Origin of the sequence: Parabacteroides sp. An277, from assembly GCF_002159645.1 — a bacterium.
GTDB lineage: Bacteria > Bacteroidota > Bacteroidia > Bacteroidales > Tannerellaceae > Parabacteroides.
This window is the reverse complement of sequence record NZ_NFJB01000001.1, coordinates 137,785-154,327: the sequence shown is the minus strand read 5'-3', so window position 1 is coordinate 154,327 and position 16,543 is coordinate 137,785. Positions and strand designations below refer to the sequence as shown.

At 44.8% G+C, this 16,543-nt stretch carries 15 protein-coding genes; 8 read left to right on the top strand and 7 right to left on the bottom strand.

Annotated elements, in window-relative coordinates:
• Positions 1–249 precede the first annotated feature (249 nt).
• On the top strand, positions 250–987 hold the full coding sequence (locus B5F77_RS00660; RefSeq protein ID WP_087326151.1) for an HU family DNA-binding protein: 738 nt from the start codon (positions 250–252) through the stop codon (positions 985–987).
• A 165-nt stretch (positions 988–1,152) separates the two neighbouring features.
• Here the strand turns inward: B5F77_RS00660 and B5F77_RS00655 are convergent, their stop codons facing one another.
• The 7 genes from B5F77_RS00655 to B5F77_RS00625 all read right to left on the bottom strand — a co-directional run bounded on the left by B5F77_RS00655 (position 1,153) and on the right by B5F77_RS00625 (position 8,860).
• A complete protein-coding gene (locus B5F77_RS00655) occupies positions 1,153–1,605 on the bottom strand; it encodes an ATPase (RefSeq protein WP_087326150.1) in 453 nt (150 codons plus the stop codon).
• 58 nt (positions 1,606–1,663) lie between these two features.
• Positions 1,664–3,478 (bottom strand): V-type ATPase 116kDa subunit family protein, encoded by a 1,815-nt coding sequence (locus tag B5F77_RS00650; protein ID WP_087326148.1) that lies wholly within the window; start codon positions 3,476–3,478, stop codon positions 1,664–1,666.
• Positions 3,475–4,092, bottom strand: coding sequence for a V-type ATP synthase subunit D (locus B5F77_RS00645; protein ID WP_087326146.1), 618 nt, complete (start codon positions 4,090–4,092; stop codon positions 3,475–3,477). Before B5F77_RS00645 ends, B5F77_RS00650 begins: the two co-directional genes overlap by 4 nt.
• Before the next feature lie 193 nt (positions 4,093–4,285).
• Entirely contained in the window at positions 4,286–5,605 is a 1,320-nt protein-coding gene (locus B5F77_RS00640; RefSeq protein WP_087326144.1) for a V-type ATP synthase subunit B, read from the bottom strand.
• Positions 5,606–5,618: 13 nt separating this feature from the next.
• A complete protein-coding gene (locus tag B5F77_RS00635) occupies positions 5,619–7,373 on the bottom strand; it encodes a V-type ATP synthase subunit A (protein ID WP_087326142.1) in 1,755 nt (584 codons plus the stop codon).
• Positions 7,374–7,378: 5 nt separating this feature from the next.
• Complete coding sequence (locus tag B5F77_RS00630) at positions 7,379–8,257, bottom strand: DUF2764 domain-containing protein (RefSeq protein ID WP_087326140.1); 879 nt, start codon at positions 8,255–8,257, stop codon at positions 7,379–7,381.
• Between the two features lie 12 nt (positions 8,258–8,269).
• Entirely contained in the window at positions 8,270–8,860 is a 591-nt protein-coding gene (locus B5F77_RS00625; protein WP_087326138.1) for a hypothetical protein, read from the bottom strand.
• Between the two features lie 530 nt (positions 8,861–9,390).
• On the opposite strand from B5F77_RS00625, the gene B5F77_RS00620 reads away from it, so the two are divergent.
• From B5F77_RS00620 to B5F77_RS00590, 7 genes are all read left to right on the top strand, one after another.
• Positions 9,391–9,621: a 4Fe-4S binding protein gene (locus tag B5F77_RS00620; RefSeq protein WP_087326136.1), complete on the top strand. Its 231-nt coding sequence runs from the start codon at positions 9,391–9,393 to the stop codon at positions 9,619–9,621.
• A gap of 1 nt (position 9,622) precedes the next feature.
• Positions 9,623–10,714 (top strand): 3-methyl-2-oxobutanoate dehydrogenase subunit VorB, encoded by a 1,092-nt coding sequence (locus B5F77_RS00615; RefSeq protein WP_087326134.1) that lies wholly within the window; start codon positions 9,623–9,625, stop codon positions 10,712–10,714.
• A gap of 199 nt (positions 10,715–10,913) precedes the next feature.
• Positions 10,914–11,678, top strand: a complete 765-nt coding sequence (locus tag B5F77_RS00610; RefSeq protein ID WP_087326132.1) for a thiamine pyrophosphate-dependent enzyme — start codon at positions 10,914–10,916, stop codon at positions 11,676–11,678.
• Between the two features lie 16 nt (positions 11,679–11,694).
• Positions 11,695–12,237: a 2-oxoacid:acceptor oxidoreductase family protein gene (locus B5F77_RS00605; RefSeq protein ID WP_087326282.1), complete on the top strand. Its 543-nt coding sequence runs from the start codon at positions 11,695–11,697 to the stop codon at positions 12,235–12,237.
• A gap of 106 nt (positions 12,238–12,343) precedes the next feature.
• Positions 12,344–14,395 carry a putative porin gene (locus tag B5F77_RS00600; protein WP_343225029.1) on the top strand — a complete coding sequence of 684 codons (2,052 nt, stop codon included), beginning with the start codon at positions 12,344–12,346 and terminating at the stop codon, positions 14,393–14,395.
• A gap of 2 nt (positions 14,396–14,397) precedes the next feature.
• Complete coding sequence (locus B5F77_RS00595; RefSeq protein WP_239445689.1) at positions 14,398–15,237, top strand: transporter substrate-binding domain-containing protein; 840 nt, start codon at positions 14,398–14,400, stop codon at positions 15,235–15,237.
• A complete protein-coding gene (locus B5F77_RS00590; RefSeq protein ID WP_087326128.1) occupies positions 15,234–16,472 on the top strand; it encodes a DEAD/DEAH box helicase in 1,239 nt (412 codons plus the stop codon). The genes B5F77_RS00595 and B5F77_RS00590 overlap by 4 nt, the downstream gene beginning before the upstream one ends.
• Positions 16,473–16,543 lie beyond the last annotated feature (71 nt).

Here is a 16,543-nt window from a genome sequence, read left to right as displayed (position 1 = left end):
GATTTTGTAGATATTATAGTACCTTTGTAGTAATCCTTAAGCGATGATAAAAAGATATCATGAAGGATGATGAAAAGACCCCACGCGTGGGGTGTTATAAATACCCACGCGTGGATATGCATTGGACCCCACGCGTGGGTCATAACAGTACCCCACGCGTGCATCTTATTTAGGGATACTCACGCGTGAGTATTAGCCTTACGAAGGAAGTAATATATGATTTTATAAACAATTTAAATGTGGTAAGCTATGATAAAATTTGAAATCAAAAGTAAGATTTTAAATGTAGGTGAACGTAAGGGACAACAAGTGTATTATGCGCAGCCTATTGCACAATCCAAAGTAAGTGTGGAAACACTTAAAAAACGTATTGAGAGGGAAACCTCTTTGACCGCTGGTGATGTTCAAAATGCACTTACCAGTATGACTAATATTATCTGTGAGGCATTGTCCGAGGGGAGGAATGTAGACTTGGGTGAGTTGGGTTCACTTCGTCTTGTTGTACCCTCGAAGATGATGGATAAGAAGGATGATGTAACTGCTTCTAAAGCGCTCAAGACACCGAAGATTCTATTCACGCCGAAGCAAGCCATGAAGGATGCTGCTAATTCCGTACAGTTGGTCGTAAACAAGGATGGCACAGGGGAAGGACCCGCCATCACGGCAGTATGCGACCTGTACTCTAAAACACCTAACCAGGTGAACCGCAGTAGCTATGCGGAAGTAGATGGTAGGGGTATCAAGCTCGTGGGTGCAGGAGGTGTAGGTAAGGGCACGATAGAGTTGGAACCTGACTCCGGTATACCTGAAGTAGTCGATGACGCAAGCATCACATTGAATGAGCCTAATAAGGTATTGTTTAAGATGGTAGAGGACCTGACAGAAGGGTCATATACCCTCCGCTTCAAGACCTATTATGACGAAGAGGAAGGCATCCTCGAGGAGGAAAGAGTCATCGAATATCCAGAGAAGATTACCCTGATATAGGGAGAGACCCCTATCTCTTAATAACCCATAATCAAGGGTCATTATAAGGGCGGATTCACATCCGCCTTTTTTTGTAACCGCCGCCCATCGTGACCGGCGACCAAAAAATAAGGGCGGACACTGTCCGCCCCCACTGCAATCCGTTTATTCTATCCATGAACACCTTTAAGCTGAAAGGCTCGTGCTAATCAGAATGGTGACAAGAAGACCTAAGATGGCATATAATTCAGGGAATACGGCCATGACCATCGTGGATCCGAAGGCATTGTGACCAGCACCTATCGCTGCGATACCGTTAGCGCAGACCTGTCCCTGACGAATAGCTGAGATGAGACCTGAAAATCCCAGAACTAAGCCAGCCGCGAAGATGGCGATCGCATTGAGTAAAGAGATGTCAGCCGTGACAAACGGTTGCATCATGAAATACCCCACGAAGCCATACAACCCTTGTGACGAAGGGAGTGCACTTAAGCCTATATATGACCCAAGAGCATCCGGGTTCTTTTTCATGGCCCCCACCACAGCATTACCTGTGATAGTGACTCCATAACTACTGCCAATGAAGGTTAAACCTGTCATAAATGCAATTCCTAAGTAAGCTAATAAAATAGGTTCCATAATGATGAATGTTTATGTTATTATTATTTGTTATTGTTCCTGTTTGTGGGTTTCCCCTTTATGCCTTCTTGAAGGGCTGGTAATCCTTACCGCCACCTTCGAACTCGGCATTCTTATAGTATTCAACGAAGATCAAACGTAGCGGATGTACCAATGAGCTTATGGTGCAAAGACCAAAGTTAATGGCATGTCCCAACAAGAGTATAAGGAGCATCACGATGATGCGCAAGAAGACGTTCATGCCCTCCGTCATGTCTATGGCCAACGAGTTAAATACACCTCCCAGGATAGACCCGGTAAGTCCGATAGCAAACAGACGAATATAGGAAAGAGTATCCCCTAATAGACCAGAGGCCATGTTGTACGTGTTCCAGAGTCCTGTCCCCAGATTGAGGAAGACATTCTTCCCTGGTGAGTTGTAGAGGAAGGCCACGATGAGCCCCAACCCTGCGATACCAAAGCATACGTTCACAACCATAGAAGGAAGCTGGACGTGGAGCATGGGGAGCCCTAATGCACAGAGTAACGCAATGATGACAAAGACCCATGCCATAGGAGCGATGCCATACTTCGTGCCCTTTTGTTGCATGGTCTTAAGAGCTGCCACTGTCTTCCCGAATACAATCTGTACCAACCCTATAATGATAGAGAAAGTCATGAGATTATCACTGCTGACGAAGTAGTCCTTAACGGCTGCCAACGCAGGTACTGTAGCCAACGCCACACCGAATATAGACCCTGTACACGTACCCACGATGAGTGCTGCCAATCCGAAATATTGGAAGAGGGAAAGATAGTCCTTGACCTGCTGGCTCGCCTTCCTTTTGAAGTAAGCACAGACCAATATGACCAACAACCCATATCCACCATCACCAAAACAAAGCCCAAAGAAGAGCATGAAGAAGGGAGCGAAGAAAGGTGTCGGGTCGAACTCTGTATAATTCGGAAGGGAGAACATACGTGTGATCGGTTCGAAGAGACGCGAGAAGGCATTGTTACGTAGCTTAATGGGGACAGGTTCCTCCTCGTTGATTTCCAACGGTTGGTAATAATACCCCTTAGCCGCGAGTGCTTGTTCGAGCGACTGAGCCTCCTCAGACGGGACGAACCCCTCCAAGATGAGCAAGCGGTCTGCTGCTTCGTGGTCCGTCTGTGCCCATGCGTTTTGGTAGTTAAACTCGTCTTGAATGAGCTTGTCCGCCTCTACGAAGTCATTGTAATGCTGGGCCGCGAAGACATCCATCTCTTCCTCTAAATCCTTCGTCGCAGCAATCAATTGTGAGTAGTCGGCCTGAAGCTCTTTGAGTCCTTTAGCCGGCATCTTAGCACGTTCGGCATCGACCTCGATAGGAGTACCGACCTTGGTCACAGTGACGAAGTAGGTTACTGATTGTACATTGTTCACCAAGAAAGCATTATACTCTTCGCCCCACTTAGGTTCGTAGTGCGACGTAGGGCAACTATAGAAGTCCACCGCATATCCTGCATCCCGGAGAAGACGAATATTCGTGAAGTCGAAATCACCCCATATATCCATATAAGCCATATCCTTTTCGAGGGCGGCCTTCTGGGTCATGAGCTTGAGTTTCTTTTCCTGTAGAGCCTCCAACTCTTCAGCCAGCCGTAAGCCCTGTTCCTTGTCTGCATGCCCCAGAGCCAACACCCTTTTAGACTGCTTGTTTAGACCCGCGCAGAAGCGCAACGCCGAAGCAAGGCGTCTCCGCATTGCCAGTAACGTTTGTAGGTCGGCATTGTCCTTAATCGAGTTAATCTCTTTGACATGTAAGACGCCCAATTCCCGCAATTCCTTCAGGAACGCATCGTACTCTTTATGATATACCATGAAGGCATATTTACTCATTTTTACTATCATACGCTTGCCTCCTCTGTCTTAGCTTTACGTTTCTCTTGGTTCGCCCTCATAATCTTCTGCGAAGACTTCGAAAGGCTCTCCTCATCTTCCATAAAGCGTTTCACTTTACGGATTGCATCCTTGTATCCCGGAATCTGTACCTTCTCGAAGAGGTTCACCTTCTGAGTAGTCTTCTTCCGGGCATGTTCCAACAACTCCAGCTTCATGGTAGAGAATTCAGCCTCGATACCCGTACGTGCTAGTTTCTTCAGCAAGTCGATGCCATCGGTAAACCACGAAGGGGAGCTAAAGAGGCTGTAACGTCCTATCTCAAACTGTATCTCGTCTAAGACCGGGACAATCACCCCTGCAATCTTTTTGGTAGCCAAAGTAACGTCTTTCACCCGGATTAAGGCAGGATCGAACTCGTTCCATAAAGCCACCATGTGCTCATAGCTCTGAATCTCTTGTTCCAGCTGAAGTTCCAACTTATTCACTTCGTCTTTGGTACGCTTTACCTCGATACGCAGCGCACTCTCCTTGCTTTTAATCGTAGGGAGCGACCGTTCACGCATCTTCAGCTGCTTTTCCAATTGCTGAAGTGATGTTTTGTTATATTGAAACTTTATAGCCATAATATTTATCTTGCTAATGATTAACAGGTTTGCTATACCAGACAATTTCCTTCCTTTAGTAATCTCAATACCAACCTATGGGAGTCTCATTACCACGCTTTGGGAGCATCACTTCCATACTTTGGTAATATCAGTACCAATATTTGGTAATCTCGATTCCAAACTTTGGAAATTTCCGTATTCCATAAGCCTATTATTTCTTCCAATACTTATCGACCAGATTCTGCTTGATGTTCACCTCGGCCGGGCTAAAGTACTTACCAAACAAGCCCCACGTTACATCGAGCATCTCGGTCGTATCCAAATTCACGTCAATAGCCAAAAGTTTCGAAGAGTAATCCTTCGCAAAGGCCAACGCACGGTTATCGTAGTCGGTCAGGTCAAAACCATTCTCCATCTTCGTCTTGGCATTTGCCGCATCAGCATACAGACGAACGGCAGCATTCATCACTTGCGGATGATCTTCGCGCGTCTTCTTTCCAGTCACCAATTGTTTCAGACGAGACAAACTGCGGAACGGGTCGACGATGACCTTACCCACATCGCTATCGCGGCGCAAGTAGAGCTGGCCTTCCGTGATGTATCCCGTGTTATCCGGCACAGCGTGCGTAATATCGCCACCCGAAAGCGTAGTTACCGCGATAATCGTGATAGAACCGCCATCCGGGAACTGTACCGCCTTCTCGTAAATCTTTGCCAAATCGGAATACAACGAACCCGGCATCGAGTCTTTCGAAGGAATCTGATCCATACGGTTTGAAACGATGGCCAAAGCGTCAGCGTAGTTCGTCATATCCGTCAACAACACTAATACCTTCTCATGTTTCTCGACTGCAAAATATTCGGCGGCGCAAAGTGCCATGTCTGGAATCAAGATACGCTCTACAGACGGATCCTCGGTGGTATTGATGAAACTCACGATACGGTCCAATGCCCCGGCATTACTAAATGTATTCTTGAAAAAAAGATAATCATCATTCGTCATACCCATGCCGCCCAAGATGATTTTATCCGACTGCGCACGCATGGCCACCAATGCCATAACTTGGTTGAAAGGCTGGTCTGGATCAGCAAAGAACGGAATCTTCTGTCCCGTTACCAACGTATTGTTCAGGTCAATGCCCGCAATACCAGTCGCAATCAATTCAGAAGGTTGTTTACGACGCACCGGATTCACCGAAGGTCCGCCAATTTCCACTTCACGTCCTTCCGGAATAGGACCACCATCAATCGGCTCGCCATATGCATTAAAGAAACGGCCTGCCAACTGATCGCCCACCTTAAGCGAAGGAGCCTTTCCCATGAACACGACCTCGGCATTCGTGCGAATACCCTCCGTTCCTGAGAATACTTGTAGCGTTACTTCATCGCCGATAATCTTTACCACCTGAGCCAACTTGCCATCTACCGAAGCCAACTCGTCATACCCAACACCCGTCGCTTTCAACGAACAGGTCGCCTTCGTAATCTGGGTAATCTTTGTATATATCTTTTGAAATGCTTTTGTTGCCATACTGATTATCTATTTATTTCATTCTTTCTTTTAACAAAGCATCCAACTCTTCGTTGAATTTCTTGAACTGTTCGCTTTCATATTCCGAATAGTTCATCTGCTTGAAGATATTGATGACTTTCTTGAAATAATCCATTACCTCAAGGAAAGTCTCAAATTGAAAGTCGGCGCGGCAAATAGCGATGACTTTATCCAACATGAACTCCTGACGAACCAATGGCGTTACGGCATCAATCGGGTCGAACGCATCCTGCTGCAAGATAACAAAGTCAATAAGTTCAGACTTCCAGAACGTAACATGGTAATCTACCGGCACGCCATCATCACCCAAAATATTGATTTGCTCCGAAATCTCCTTACCGCGAAGCATACGTGTCTTGATTTCATTTACCTTATCAATCCAAGTCGGAGAGATATGCTTAGCTATGTATTCCTGGAATTCCGGATATTCCAAATATTTCGAATAACTATCGATCGGGTTGACTGCCGGATAGCGTTTCCTATCCGCACGTTCCTGTTCCAAGGCATAGAAACAACGAGCCACCTTCTTGGTGTTCTCCGTCACCGGCTCCTTCAAGTTACCACCAGCCGGAGATACGGTACCGATAAACGTAACAGAACCTGTCTTACCATTATTTAATACAACATATCCGGCACGTGCATAGAAATTCGCGATGATAGCCGACAAATCCATTGGGAAAGCATCTGGTCCAGGAAGCTCTTCCAAGCGATTGGACATCTCACGCAAAGCCTGTGCCCAACGGGATGTTGAGTCTGCCATCAACAATACCTTCAACCCCATACTCCGGTAGTATTCCGCAATAGTCATAGCCGTATATACCGAAGCTTCACGCGCAGCCACCGGCATGTTCGAAGTATTGGCAATGATAATGGTACGTTCCATCAACTTACGTCCGGTATGCGGGTCGACTAATTCGGGGAACTCTGTAAAGATTTCTACCACCTCGTTTGCACGCTCACCACACGCTGCGATGATCACAATATCAGCCTCCGCCTGTTTAGAGATCGCATGTTGGAGCACCGTCTTACCCGTTCCAAACGGGCCAGGAATAAATCCCGTACCACCTTCTACAATAGGATTCACAGTATCAATCGTACGGACACCTGTCTCCAAGAGCTTGAAAGGACGCGGCTTCTCTTTATAGCACGTAATGGCTTTCTTTACCGGCCATTTCTGTACCATGGTGACCTTTACCTCCTCACCCTTCGCATCCGAAAGTACGGCCATCGTATCATGAATGGTATATTCACCTTCTGGGGCAACGCTCTTGATGGTATAAGTTCCTTCGAAGGTAAAAGGCACCATAATCTTATGGGGTTGAGAGTTCTCGTCTACCTCACCTAACCAAGAGCCGGCTTCTACCGTGTCTCCCACTTGAGCCAACGGTTTAAAAGGCCATTTCTTATTCTCGTCCAAAGGATAAGTATATTCGCCACGCTTCAAGAACACGCCTTGCATTTTATCCAAATCGTTTTGCAAACCGTCGTAATTACGTGACAACATACCTGGACCCAACGTTACTTCCAACATATGTCCCTGAAACTCGGCTGTATCTCCTACACGCATACCACGTGTACTCTCGAATACCTGCACATAGGCATTCTTTCCTATTACTTTGATGACCTCCGACATCAACCGGACGCCCCCCACAGAAATGTAACAGATTTCATTCTGGGAAACCGGTCCATCAACCTCTACTGTTACCAGATTGGATACAATTCCTCTTACAATTCCTTTTGTAGCCATATTATTTATCTTTCATTATTTCTTTTAAATTCATCCAGGGCATTCTCGCTCCCCTTCTTCATGGCGCCCACTATTTCGCGGAAAGTTTTTTCGCCAGTCGTCTTGTCCAAAGTTACCCAGCGTTCAATCATCTCCAGTTTGAGTATATAGGCAAAGACACTCTCAATATCGAATGTCTTAAAGAACGTATTTTCTTCAAGCCATCCCCATTTCAAGAGATCTATTTTCTTCTCTCGAGCCATCAGGTCGGTTTCTTCTGCCACTCGTTGCAAGTCTGGAAGATATTCCACCGTATCGCCCAATCCGAAATCGCGCGCATTGGATGTCCGCAACGCATTAGCCACTTCATTCGTGCCCACGATATAACCCGCCTTATCCAATCCATGCTTCCGGCAAGTAATAGCCGCCAACATATTATTAATGTTTAAATTCAATTCGAACCAATCGCCCACAAATTGATTTCCGCACTTCATGGCATACGCATAATAAAGGGCAGCCAAACGATCATACCACGAAACGCTTTCCATGGCTTCACCTTTTTCTTCACTCTGTAGGTAAAGTCTCAAGAAATCCACCACATAAGCGGGCAAACGTTTTTCCGTTGCCTTCGGTATCGCCTCTTCATCCCGCAAAGCCCTGAGTGCAGCGCGATAATCCCCTAAGGATATCACTCCTCGCCCATCAGGTTCCGCCTCCGGATTCTTCAGGAATTGAATCAAGTTGGCATTATCAAATTTAAGGAAAAAGAGGTCGATGAACCGCTTATCCTTCCTGGTCAATATGCCATCCAATTCTTCCCTAAATCCAGATACCGTATAGGCAAGCTTGCTATCGTCGAGGGCTATGTTGGGAAGTCCTGCTATCAAGCAATAATACTTACTCATAGCGCGTCTCGTTTAGAAAAGAGCCTCTACCAATTGCGGGCGCAAGAACTCTTTAAAGAATTCAACAAATTCCTCTTCTCCAAACGAAACCTTGTACGAACCGTCGGCCGGGAGAATAGCAAACGAGGTCTTTTTGCCATTCACCTGTTCAATCTTCAATCCTTTGTCCAAATAGCTTTTTGCATTCGAGAGGAAATACGAACGGAGTGCTTCGGCATCAGCCGTTTGAATAATCAACCCACCAGCTTCTTGCCAGCCTTTCACTAACGCCAAAATAACCTTTTGCATAAACGCTGCATCGGTAAGAACCGCCTTCACATTGTCTGAAACGACTTTTCCCGTAATGAGGTTTGCCACTTCGCTCTTGAGCGCTTCCACCGATTGAGCCGCAAAAAGTCGCAACTCAGCTTCCGTGTTTTTCTTCAGTTCTGCCGCCTTCTTCTCAGCCGCTGCTACGATTTCTTGGGCTTTCGCTTCTGCTTCCGCCAACAGTGCCTTCTGGCGCGATTCCGCGTCCGCGATGATGCGAGCAGCTTCTTCGTTACCTTTTTCTACGCCTTCCTTATAAATCTTGTCGGTCAGCTCTTGAATTTTTGTGTCCATAATATATAATGTATATAATTATTTCCATGGTTTGAATGCCCCAAAGTTAATGCTTTTTTTGAATAGCGCTAAGCATATTTGAAAGAATATTCAAAAAAAATTTTATATCGCCCTTTCTTTCCGCTCCAGTCCCGGTCCATACGGCAGAAAACCCTTTGAAAAATCTCCGCATAAAGCAAGAAAACTTCCGATTATGCCTACCTATTCTTCACGTATCGTCGATATTTTTGCATCTTTAAGCTAAAGATATATAAATATCGTCGATATTTACACAAATATCGACGATATTTATAGAATCGACAAGCAGTTTACGAATTATTCTCCGGCATCCTTTCGATTTTATCAGGCAGGGAAAAGCCTGATTCTCCCTACCCATAACACACTATTATACAGCGGATAGAAGAAATATAGATAATTAAACAGGCCGGAAGGGGTATGTTTTCCAAAGATTTTTACTACCTTTGGCAGATTCGAAACGAATCATTGGAAGCAAACATGGAAAAGAAAAGTGTTACATTAAATAGAAAGATATGGCAAAATTTAGAGGCGCCGTTGTAGTGAATACAGAGCGTTGCAAAGGTTGTAACCTGTGTGTGGTGGCTTGCCCCTCAGATGTATTGGAATTGCACCCGAGGGAGGTCAACAACAAAGGGTATCATTACGTGTATATGAAGTCTCCGGACGCATGCATTGGTTGTGCAAGCTGCGGATTAGTTTGTCCGGATGGATGTTTAACAGTTTATAAAATGAAAATAGAGTGATATGGCAGAAGAAGTAAAGCTAATGAAAGGTAACGAAGCGATTGCCCACGCAGCCATTCGTTACGGTGTGGATGGATACTTCGGTTACCCAATCACACCACAATCAGAAGTATTGGAAACATTCATGGCCGAGAAGCCATGGGAAACAACCGGTATGGTAGTACTTCAAGCAGAAAGCGAAGTGGCTGCTATCAATATGATATACGGAGGAGCTGGTACAGGCAAACGCGTCATGACTTCTTCGTCGAGTCCGGGCGTGAGTTTGATGCAAGAGGGCATCTCATATATGGCAGGTGCCGAACTGCCCTGTGTAGTAGTGAATGTTATGCGGGGTGGTCCTGGATTAGGTACTATTCAGCCCAGCCAGGCGGATTACTTCCAAACGGTGAAAGGAGGAGGCCATGGCGACTACCGTTTGATTACCTTAGCGCCTGCTTCGGTGCAAGAGATGGCGGACTTCGTGGGTTTAGGATTTGAATTGGCTTTCAAATACCGGAATCCGGCTGTTATTTTAGCAGATGGTATCATCGGACAGATGATGGAAAAGGTGATTCTTCCGCCTTTCCACCCACGCCGTACGGATGCCGAAGTAGATGCGGAATGCCCATGGGCTGCCCGCGGAAAGAAAGCAGGACGGAAACGCAACGTCATTACCTCGCTCGAACTTGACCCAGCAGCTATGGAGGTAAACAACGAACGCTTCCAAGCCAAATACAAAGATATCGAAGCTCAAGAGGTACGCTACGAAGAATATCATTGTGAAGACGCGGAATATATGTTGGTGGCGTTTGGTTCATCTGCCCGCATTTGCCAGAAAGTCGTCGAGATAGCTCGTGCGGAAGGTATCATGCTGGGATTGTTGCGTCCTATTACGCTTTGGCCTTTCCCTTCCGAGATTCTTTCTCAATACGCATACCAAGTAAAAGGAATGCTCGTAGTCGAATTAAATGCGGGACAAATGGTAGAGGATGTACAATTGGCCGTCGAAGGACGCGTGAAGGTAGAACACTTCGGACGTTTAGGCGGAATTGTCTTTACTCCCGATGAGGTATTGGATGCGTTAAAGAGATTAATCATCAATCCGACAAAATAATCAAGCATAGAGAATGAGACGCGGAAGTAAAGCAGACGAAATCATGACGTTGGTATTTATGCTATTAGCATTAGCTACTGTGGTATGCTTTTGCATTAGTTCAGTAGACCGTAGCATAACGCTTACCCTCGGAGGAATTGCGGTTGTGATTCGTCTTATCCAATATGTACTCAGGTATTTTAATTAAAAGCATTCGAAAATGGAAAATGAAATTATAAAACCAGAGAACTTGGTGTATGAAAAGCCCAAGTTGATGAACGATAATGCCATGCACTATTGTCCAGGATGTAGCCATGGTGTTATCCATAAATTAATTGCCGAAGTAATTGCCGATATGGGTATGGAAGAAGAGACTATCGGCGTTTCACCTGTAGGTTGTGCCGTCTTTGCCTATAATTATATAGATATTGATTGGGAAGAAGCAGCTCATGGACGTGCTCCTGCTTTGGCTACAGCCATCAAACGATTGAATCCAAACAAAATGGTATTTACTTATCAAGGTGATGGAGACTTAGCCGCTATCGGAACAGCCGAAACCATCCATGCTGCCAACCGAGGCGAAAATATCGTCATCATATTCGTCAACAATGCGATTTATGGAATGACAGGTGGACAAATGGCACCTACGACCTTAATTGGCATGAAGACTTCAACCTGCCCTTACGGAAGAGACGTAGCCCTGAACGGTTTCCCGCTTAAGATTGGAAATATTTTGGCTCAGCTCGACGGAACATGTTATGTGACCCGCCAAAGCGTACAAAACGCAGCTGCCGTACGAAAAGCGAAGAAAGCATTGCGGAAGGCTTTTGAAAACTCGATGGCACAAAAAGGCACATCAGTGGTAGAGTTTGTATCAACTTGCTCTTCGGGATGGAAAATGTCGCCCGAACAGGCCAACCAATGGATGGAAGAAAATATGTTCCCTTTCTATCCATTAGGCGATTTAAAGAATGTGGAATCTTAAAAACAACGTAGAAGTAATGAAACATGAAATAATTATTGCCGGATTTGGAGGTCAAGGTGTACTTTCGATGGGTAAAATATTGGCTTACTCCGGATTAATGGAAGGTAAAGAAGTTACTTGGATGCCCTCCTATGGACCAGAGCAACGCGGGGGAACAGCTAATGTGACGGTCATCCTAAGTGATGATCCTATTAGTTCGCCTATTTTGAATGAATATGACATTGCCGTCATATTGAATCAACCCTCGTTAGACAAGTTCGAAAGTAAAATAAAACCAGGCGGCATTTTGATTTACGATGGATATGGCATTCACTCCGAAATCAAACGAAACGATATTCAAGTTTATCGAGTAGATGCGATGGATACAGCTGCCGAAATGCAAAACGCGAAATCATTCAACATGCTAATTCTGGGTGGTTTATTGAAAGTAGCTCCCATGGTAAAGATGGAAAACGTATTATTAGGATTAAAGAAATCTTTACCTGCACGCCATCATAATTTGATTCCAATGAATGAAGCAGCCATTCAAAAAGGTATGGAAATTATCCAGAAAGTATGATTTCTCCACAAAAAATGATAAAGATAAGGCGTTTCGTTCCGTAAGAAACGCCTTTTTGTTATCTTTGCAGCCAATGAAATATACGCTTTATATATTAATGTTATTAATGATATCCACTCACCTCTTTGCGCAGACCCGACGAGGAGGCAGAAGTGGATTCTCTCTATCCAATCTTTCAGGAAGCAATACCAAACTTCCCGATAGCCTGCTGGTAGTAGATAGCGCTGAATTAAAAAGCAAAAAGATTATAGCATACCAACTAACCCCTCTGTTAGGAGATGCTTATATAGCTCCAATGGATACCAGTATATATAATACATCTAACCGTACATTGACAGAAGGAAAGGGATTGGCTATTGGGTATTTGGCAAATCTGGGTTCTCCAGCCCAAACTCGCATTTTCTCGGAAAGAAAAGAAGCGCGGGATTTTATCTTTGCTGATGCTTTCGACTATTATATCACTACCCCTGAAAATGCTAAATTTTATGACGCTAAAACACCCTTTACAAATGTGATGTACACCACTGCCGGAGGAAGCGTCAGCAAGGAAGAACAATTAACCGGCACGATAGGCATTAACTTCGGAAAGAAGATTAACATTGGTGGAGATTTTGACTATATCTATGGGCGAGGTTTCTACTCCTCTAATGGCAACAAATTGATTAGCTATCGAATATTCGGAAGTTATCGTTCTGACCGCTATGAACTTAACGCGTATGCAAGCAATTATAACTTTGTCCTTCACGAAAATGGAGGATTAGCTGACGATAATGTATTGACTCATCCGGAAGATTATTCTGAAGGCCGAAGAAATATGGTATCAACAGATTACCCCGTCTTGTATACCAACGTATTCAATAGAGTAAAAGGTAAGCAGTACTTTTTGACTCATCGGTACAATCTAGGATTCACTCGAACATTAGAAGAGACAGACAAAGATGGTTACGCCAAAGAGGTGTTTATCCCTGTATCAAGTATTATCCATACATTTCAATACGAAGATAATCAAAGACGTTTCACCACTTCCGAAAGTTCAAGCGTGGCTACAGACACGCTCTTTAACCAAGGACTACCTTTTAATTATGACGATAAACTCAACGACGTCATGTCGTATTGGAGCATGAAAAATATTATCGCTCTCTCACTGCGAGAGGGTTTCCAAAATTGGGTCAAGTTCGGATTAACGGCTTTTATTGATATAGAAAAGCGGCGCTATCGCATGCAAGACGGTAAACGAGATGCCTCTACGGAGATAGTGATTCCTGACCCTGATTATTCGTTCATTCCTCCTACCTTTCAGAGTTCCACCATACGTACATATGATGAATTGTCGACATACGTTGGGGCAGAGTTATCTAAACGGACAGGAAAGTTATTCACATATAACGCTCGTGGAGAACTTTGTATTTTAGGAGACGATGTGGGTGAGTTTCGTGCGTCGGGAGAGCTTCGTACGACTTTCAACCTTTTCCAGAAAGAAGCGTATGTTAAAGCGAACGCCTATATCAAAAACATGACCCCGGCTTTTTTCCAACGTCACTATCATTCGCGTTACTTCTGGTGGGATAACGACTTCAACATGATTCAACAGTTTTATGTGGGTGGTGAAGTAAATGTAGAATCAACTCAAACCACACTCTCTGCCGGTGTTGAAAGCATCCAGAACTATGTCTATTTTGGAAAAGACGGGATGCCTGTTCAACACGAAAATAACCTGCAGGTCGTCACCGCACGGCTAAAGCAAAATTTTTATTACCGGGCTTTGGGCTGGGAAAATGAATTGGCCTATCAAATTAGTAGCAATCAAAACGTCTTGCCGCTTCCTGATTTAAGTGTCTATTCAAACCTGTACCTAAAGTTCAAATTGGCCAAAGTATTAAATATCCAAATTGGAGCTGACCTCCACTATAATACCGCTTATTATGCTCCCTACTACGAAGCGGCGACACAACAATTTCAGGTGCAAGACGAAGTCAAGGTGGGTAATTATCCTCTTATCAATGCCTATGCCAACTTCAACCTCAAACAAGCACGGTTCTTTGTGATGGTATACAATCTTAGTAGCCAATTCGTACGTCCCAACTACTTTTCGCTGGCGCACTATCCTCTGAATCCAATGATGATAAAGATGGGGGTTGCCGTCCGATTTAATAATTGACGATGATGAAGAAGCATAAGAAGTTATTATTCCTATATATAGTGCTCTTAGGCATCGTACTTGCCTGGATGGTCTCTTTGTGGTCGTACCGGAGAGATCACAAAGTTCTACCCGTACGGGATTACCCTGAAATCCAACAAGAGGGTATATTACGGATCATCACAGAGTATAGTCCGACTGGGTATTTTATCAATGGAGACACTATCTGCGGATTTCAATATGAACTTTCACAAGCCATTGCCGAAATTTCCGGTTTAGAAGTGCAACTATTGTTAGAGATGAATTTAGAAAAGAGCTTCGCCTCGTTAGCCAATCAAGAGGCAGATGTAATCGCAAGAAATATCCCTATCACAGCTGAAAATAAGACAGATTTTCTTTTTACTGAGCCGATTCTCCTAAACAAACAGGTTCTTGTCCAACGTACGGAAAAGGCCAACGAGGGGCTAAAACCTATCCGTAATCAATTGCTTTTAGGTGGAATGACACTTTATGTACCCAAAGACTCTCCTGCCCTTCTCCGTATCCGGAATCTGGAGCATGAGATAGGTGATACCATATATGTAATAGAAAATGATTTATACTCGGATGAACAGCTGATTGCCATGGTGGCGAACCGTGACATTGACTTCGCCGTATGCGATCAGCAAAACGCCGAGCAAATGCAGAAACAATACCCAGAGATAGACATCCAGACGGATATCAGTTTTACACAACTACAGTCGTGGGCTACGCGCCGAAACACGCCCGTTCTCTGCGACAGCCTCAACATGTGGTTTAATAAGTTGAAGGAAAAAGGTATTTATGCGGATATCTATCGCCGTTATTACAAGAAGAGATTATGAGATTCGATGAATTACAATTAGAAGATGCGATTCTGGATGGTTTGGATGCCATGAATTTTGTAGAGGCTACCCCGGTACAGGAAAAGACCATCCCAGTCATATTGGAAGGTAAAGATGTGATTGCCTGTGCGCAAACAGGCACGGGCAAAACGGCAGCATACGTATTGCCTATCATTAATGAACTAAGCAAGGGGGGCTATCCTGAGAATGCTGTCAATGCGGTTATCATGGCACCTACACGCGAATTGGCTCAGCAAATCGACCAGCAAATTGAGGGTTTCTCTTACTTTGTGTCTATCTCTGCTGTAGCCATCTATGGAGGAACAGACGGTACCGCTTGGGAACAACAACGCCGAGGTTTGGAAATGGGTGCGGATTTGGTCATCGCAACGCCAGGCCGATTATTATCTTATATTAAGCTCGACGCCGTAGACCTCTCGAAGGTCTCTTTTTTCGTACTCGACGAGGCAGACCGCATGCTCGACATGGGTTTTTACGACGACATCATGCAAATATACAAACAGCTGCCTGCCACCTGCCAAACCATCATGTTTTCAGCCACTATGCCACCTAAAATCCGTACATTGGCCAGCAATATCTTGAAGAATCCAGTGGAAGTTGAAATTGCCATCTCCCGACCACCAGAATCCATCATGCAAACAGCTTATATTTGTTATGACGAACAGAAACTGAAGATTCTTGAAGATTTATTTGCCGCCAGCCGGCCCCAGCGCGTCATTATCTTCTCTTCCTCCAAACAAAAAGTGAAGGAACTAGCGAAAACGCTCTTGCGCCTCAAGTTCAACGTAGCGGCGATGCACTCCGACTTAGAACAGAGCCAACGGGAGGAGGTCATGCGAGACTTTAAGAATGGGAAAGTGGACATTCTGGTGGCTACCGATGTCGTCGCACGAGGCATTGACATCAATGATATTCGCTTAGTGGTGAACTTCGATATTCCTCACGACCCGGAAGATTATGTACACCGCATCGGCCGTACCGCACGCGGAACAAACGGTGAAGGACTGGCCATTACCTTTGTCGGACCGGAAGAACAACCCGCTTTCAGCCGTATCGAAAAATTCCTGGGAAAGCAGGTATATAAGATTCCTATCGACCCGCAATATGGACAAATTCCGACTTACGACCCGGCCAGCCACAAGAAGAACTCCGGAAGAGGACGTAAGTCCTCCGGTAAATCCATAAGCACCAACCGAAGTCGGAAAAAGAAGTAAAAACCGGCACATCTGGTGTGGAAAGAGAAAAATAGTTTTTGACCCGTCCGACGCGTAAAAAGCCGCATAAG

Coding starts and splice junctions, on each gene's coding strand:
- B5F77_RS00605 (WP_087326282.1), top strand. CDS start 11,695: ATGAAACATGAAATAATTATTGCCGGATTTGGAGGTCAAGGTGTACTT.
- B5F77_RS00600 (WP_343225029.1), top strand. CDS start 12,344: ATGATATCCACTCACCTCTTTGCGCAGACCCGACGAGGAGGCAGAAGT.
- B5F77_RS00590 (WP_087326128.1), top strand. CDS start 15,234: ATGAGATTCGATGAATTACAATTAGAAGATGCGATTCTGGATGGTTTG.
- B5F77_RS00620 (WP_087326136.1), top strand. CDS start 9,391: ATGGCAAAATTTAGAGGCGCCGTTGTAGTGAATACAGAGCGTTGCAAA.
- B5F77_RS00650 (WP_087326148.1), bottom strand. CDS start 3,478: ATGATAGTAAAAATGAGTAAATATGCCTTCATGGTATATCATAAAGAG.
- B5F77_RS00625 (WP_087326138.1), bottom strand. CDS start 8,860: ATGGACACAAAAATTCAAGAGCTGACCGACAAGATTTATAAGGAAGGC.
- B5F77_RS00645 (WP_087326146.1), bottom strand. CDS start 4,092: ATGGCTATAAAGTTTCAATATAACAAAACATCACTTCAGCAATTGGAA.
- B5F77_RS00595 (WP_239445689.1), top strand. CDS start 14,398: ATGATGAAGAAGCATAAGAAGTTATTATTCCTATATATAGTGCTCTTA.
- B5F77_RS00640 (WP_087326144.1), bottom strand. CDS start 5,605: ATGGCAACAAAAGCATTTCAAAAGATATATACAAAGATTACCCAGATT.
- B5F77_RS00635 (WP_087326142.1), bottom strand. CDS start 7,373: ATGGCTACAAAAGGAATTGTAAGAGGAATTGTATCCAATCTGGTAACA.
- B5F77_RS00655 (WP_087326150.1), bottom strand. CDS start 1,605: ATGGAACCTATTTTATTAGCTTACTTAGGAATTGCATTTATGACAGGT.
- B5F77_RS00630 (WP_087326140.1), bottom strand. CDS start 8,257: ATGAGTAAGTATTATTGCTTGATAGCAGGACTTCCCAACATAGCCCTC.
- B5F77_RS00615 (WP_087326134.1), top strand. CDS start 9,623: ATGGCAGAAGAAGTAAAGCTAATGAAAGGTAACGAAGCGATTGCCCAC.
- B5F77_RS00660 (WP_087326151.1), top strand. CDS start 250: ATGATAAAATTTGAAATCAAAAGTAAGATTTTAAATGTAGGTGAACGT.
- B5F77_RS00610 (WP_087326132.1), top strand. CDS start 10,914: ATGGAAAATGAAATTATAAAACCAGAGAACTTGGTGTATGAAAAGCCC.